Origin of the sequence: Streptomyces murinus (assembly GCF_002154555.1) — a bacterium.
GTDB classification, from domain to species: domain Bacteria; phylum Actinomycetota; class Actinomycetes; order Streptomycetales; family Streptomycetaceae; genus Streptomyces; species Streptomyces murinus.
In genome coordinates this window covers 1-3455 of the sequence record NZ_MUNF01000344.1, presented here as the reverse complement: position 1 = coordinate 3455, position 3455 = coordinate 1, and the positions used below count along the sequence as shown (strand labels likewise).

Below are 3455 nucleotides of genomic sequence, written 5' to 3'. Positions count from 1 at the left end.
CTCCCGCGCCGACGCGAGCGCGACCGCCCGGCCGATCCCCCGCCCCGCGCCCGTGACGGCGATGACCTTGCCTGCCAAGAAGTTCCCCACGCCCGGCCCCTTCCCGCGGTTTCTGACGGTCCGTTAGATTCTATGGCCCGGCTCACGCGCGGACACAAGCCCCGGGGAGGCACCGGATGACACTGCCGCAGGAGTTCCACGAGATCGCCGAGCGCGTGAACAACTGGGGGCGCTGGGGAGCCGAGGACGAGATCGGCACGCTCAACCTGATCACCGACGAGGTGGTGCGCGGCGCCGTCGCCGAGGTGCGCACGGGCCGTCGCATCCCGCTCGCGCTGCCTCTCACCCATGACGGCGTGCAGACGGGGGTGATCCCGGGCCGGGTGAATCCGCTGCACGCGATGACGCAGCTCAACCAGGAGCTGTTCGGGCCCGGCACGGTGGCGTGCAGCGACGACGCGGCGACCCTGGGCCTCCAGGCGGGCACGCACTGGGACGCGCTGCCCCATGTCTCGCACGGCGGGCGGCTCTACAACGGCCGCCCCGCGACCACCGTGACCGCGCACGGCGGCGCCGAGTTCTCGGGAATCGACAAGGCGCGGCCGGTCGTCTCGCGCGGGGTGCTGCTGGACGTGGCGGCGGCGCTGGGCGTGGAACGGCTGGCCGGGGGGCACGCGGTCACGCCGGAGGAGCTGGCGCGGGCGGAGGAGTTCGGCGGGGTGCGGGTGCGCGCCGGCGACATCGTGCTGGTGCGCACCGGCCAGGTGCGGGTGTATCTCGGCGGCGACCGGCACGGATACGGCTATCCGTCCCCCGGTCTCTCGATCCGTACGCCGGAGTGGTTCCACGCCCGTGATGTCGCCGCCGTCGCCAACGACACGCTCACATTTGAGATCTTTCCGCCCGAGATCGACAATCTATGGCTGCCGGTGCACGCGCTGCATCTGGTGGAGATGGGGATGCTCCAGGGCCAGAACTGGAACCTGGAAGAGTTGTCCACAGCCTGTGGAGAAAGTGGGCGGTACGCGTTCCTGCTGTCGGCGATGCCCGAACCGTTCGTCGGCGCGACGGGATCGCCGGTGGCACCGGTGGCACTCCTCTGAGAGTCGGCGCACGATGTTCAACGCACGGTGCCGGCGGGCCGGTTGGCGGCGCGGTCGCCCCCCTGCGCCGCACGCCCGCGCCGCCCTCCGGTGTGACCCGCTCTCGGCGAGGACCCCTGGCCGCCGCCCGGCCCTCGCCGTCCCCTCACGGCGAATCGACGCACACCAGCGTGTTCAGCCGAGCACGGATCGTCAATGCCGGGGCGGCAATTCAGGACATGCGGCCGGTTCACGACGCCCGCGCACAGAGGCATCCCCCGGCGCACCGCGATGCCCCGGGGCTACACCGCTTCGAAGGCGAAATCCTCGTACGCGGAGGGACCGCCTCCGTACGCCACCGCCGCGCTCCCCTCGCGGCGCGCGCCGCCGTCCACCTCGCACCAGATGCTCTTGCCGCCGCCCTCGCGGCTCCAGCCCCAGCGGTCGGCGAGGCAGTCCACGAGGGCGAGGCCCCGGCCGCCGGTGGCCTCACCGCCGACGCAGCGCGGCACAGGGGCCCGGGAGCAGGTGTCGGTGACCTCCACGCGCACCGTGGGCGAGGGCGCGGCGGGGGCCTGGGCGCCCGGCAGGGAGAGCCTGAGGACCGCCGGACGGCCGGTGTGCACCACGGCATTGGTCACCAGCTCGGAGACGAGCAGGACCAGCGTCTCGGCCACCGGCTCGTCGGCCGCTATGCCCAGCCCGTCGAGCCGCGAGCGGGCCCACTTCCTGGCACGTCCCACCTCCGCGGGGTCGGGCCGGATCTCCAGCTGCACTTGAAGCACCTGCACCGCTCACACCATCCGAACCGGCGAGAACGCGACCCCGCGCCACCGAACCGCCCCGGCGCGAGCCGTGACGACGATCACGAGGGCCACGATCATAGCCATTTCCTGCATGGCCTGGACAACAGCCAGAGCAAGGGTCACGGAACGTGATCTCCTTGCCTCACAGCATGGTTGACGTACAGTCACCCCAACAAGCGCTTCGGGCATATTCCCTCGCGAAGGAGTACGCGTAGGGCATACTGTGCGACGCTTGCGGCGGGGAGTCGAACAGCCGGGGGCCTTGCCCCGGTCCACCCCGCGAGCAGCGGCGCGCATCGCATCTCCCGGCGCCGCCCCAAGGGCACCGCCGGCATCGCCCGCGTTCGCAGCCACTCGCATCCCACACAAGGTACCGGAGCACCCCTCGACTCCGGGCCGTGACGAGCCCTCGCGAAGGACACAACCCGGTATCAACGCTCTGTGATTCCGAGGGGCCACGATCCGCGACATCTTGGGCCACGGCTTTGCTTTCGACGCAGGGCAGCAGCGCTCAGGCGAGCAACCTCGCAGCAAGCAACTCCTCACTCTCCGTGATATCTCCTTTGCGCTGCGCACGCACCCACGCCCGCTTCAGATGCAGATGTACGTCCGCCTCCCAGGTGAAGCCCATACCGCCGTGCACCTGGAGGCAGTCCCGGGCACCGCGCACAGCGGCCTCGTCGGCGAGCAGCCGGGCGGCCGCGATGTCGCCCGGGTCCCCGGTGACGGCGGCCGCGTAGACGGCGGCCCGCGCGGTCTCGGCGCGCACCAGGAGGTCCGCGCACAGATGCTGGACGGCCTGGAACGCCCCGATCGGCCGCCCGAACTGCTCCCGGGTCCGGGCGTGTTGCACCGCCAGTTCGCTCAGCCGTACGGCACTGCCCAGTTGTTCGGCCGCGGTGAGGAGGGCGGCGAGGGGATCGGCGGCGAGTAGATCGGCGGCGAACGGATCGGCGGCGGCCGCGCGCGGGAGCCGGTGCAGGGGAGTCAGCGGATCGACCGACCGCAGCGGTACGGCTCCGGTGGCGTCCCCCCGTACGACGTCGGCCGCGTCCAGCCACTCCACCAGCCGCCCGTCGACGGCGGCCACGACCGTCTCCCCGTCCGCCGCGCCCGCCACGGCGCCGGCCGCGAGGTGCGTGGCCACCAACGGGCCCGGCAGCAGCGCCCGCCCGGCCTCCTCGAAGGCGAGCACGGCCTCGGGGCGCCCGAGCCCCACCCCGCCCGCCGCCTCCGGCAGCGTGAGCGCGAAGAACCCGGCCGCCCCGAGCGCCCGCCACAGCTCCCGGTCGAGCCGCCCGGGGGCGTCGACGGCCGCGCGCAGCGCCTCCCGGGGAAACCGCCGCTCCAGCAGCCCCCGTACCCCCTCCTTCAACTCGCGCTGATCTGCGGTCAGTTGAAACCGCACCCTCATCTCCCCTTCGGCAGCCCCAGCATCCGCTCGGCCACGATGTTGCGCTGGATCTGCGAGGTACCGGCCGCGATCGTGTACGACAGCGAGGACAGCCGGTCGAGCACCCACGGCCGGTCCAGGTCGAGGGCGTCCGGGCCCAGGACGCCCTCGACC

At 72.6% G+C, this 3455-nt stretch carries 5 protein-coding genes; 1 reads left to right on the top strand and 4 read right to left on the bottom strand.

Annotated features, from left to right (window positions below; genetic code table 11):
* The first annotated feature begins 176 nt into the window (after positions 1–176).
* Positions 177–1103, top strand: a complete 927-nt coding sequence (locus tag CCN72_RS21065) for a cyclase family protein (RefSeq protein ID WP_086808862.1) — start codon at positions 177–179, stop codon at positions 1101–1103.
* Between the two features lie 281 nt (positions 1104–1384).
* On the opposite strand, the gene CCN72_RS21060 is transcribed toward CCN72_RS21065, so the two are convergent.
* From CCN72_RS21060 to CCN72_RS38160, 4 genes are all read right to left on the bottom strand, one after another.
* The gene (locus CCN72_RS21060) at positions 1385–1858 is read right to left on the bottom strand and encodes an ATP-binding protein (protein WP_086808861.1); all 474 of its coding nucleotides are present in this window, start codon (positions 1856–1858) and stop codon (positions 1385–1387) included.
* Between the two features lie 18 nt (positions 1859–1876).
* The gene (locus tag CCN72_RS41415) at positions 1877–2011 is read right to left on the bottom strand and encodes a hypothetical protein (protein WP_279630262.1); all 135 of its coding nucleotides are present in this window, start codon (positions 2009–2011) and stop codon (positions 1877–1879) included.
* Between the two features lie 388 nt (positions 2012–2399).
* Positions 2400–3296, bottom strand: a complete 897-nt coding sequence (locus CCN72_RS21050; RefSeq protein WP_086808860.1) for an acyl-CoA dehydrogenase family protein — start codon at positions 3294–3296, stop codon at positions 2400–2402.
* A gap of 2 nt (positions 3297–3298) precedes the next feature.
* On the bottom strand, positions 3299–3455 hold a 157-nt coding region (locus CCN72_RS38160; protein ID WP_279630263.1), incomplete at its 5' end, for an acyl-CoA dehydrogenase family protein.

Excerpts from the sequence above, each read along its gene's own strand:
- CCN72_RS21065 (WP_086808862.1), top strand. The coding sequence starts at position 177 with ATGACACTGCCGCAGGAGTTCCACGAGATCGCCGAGCGCGTGAACAAC.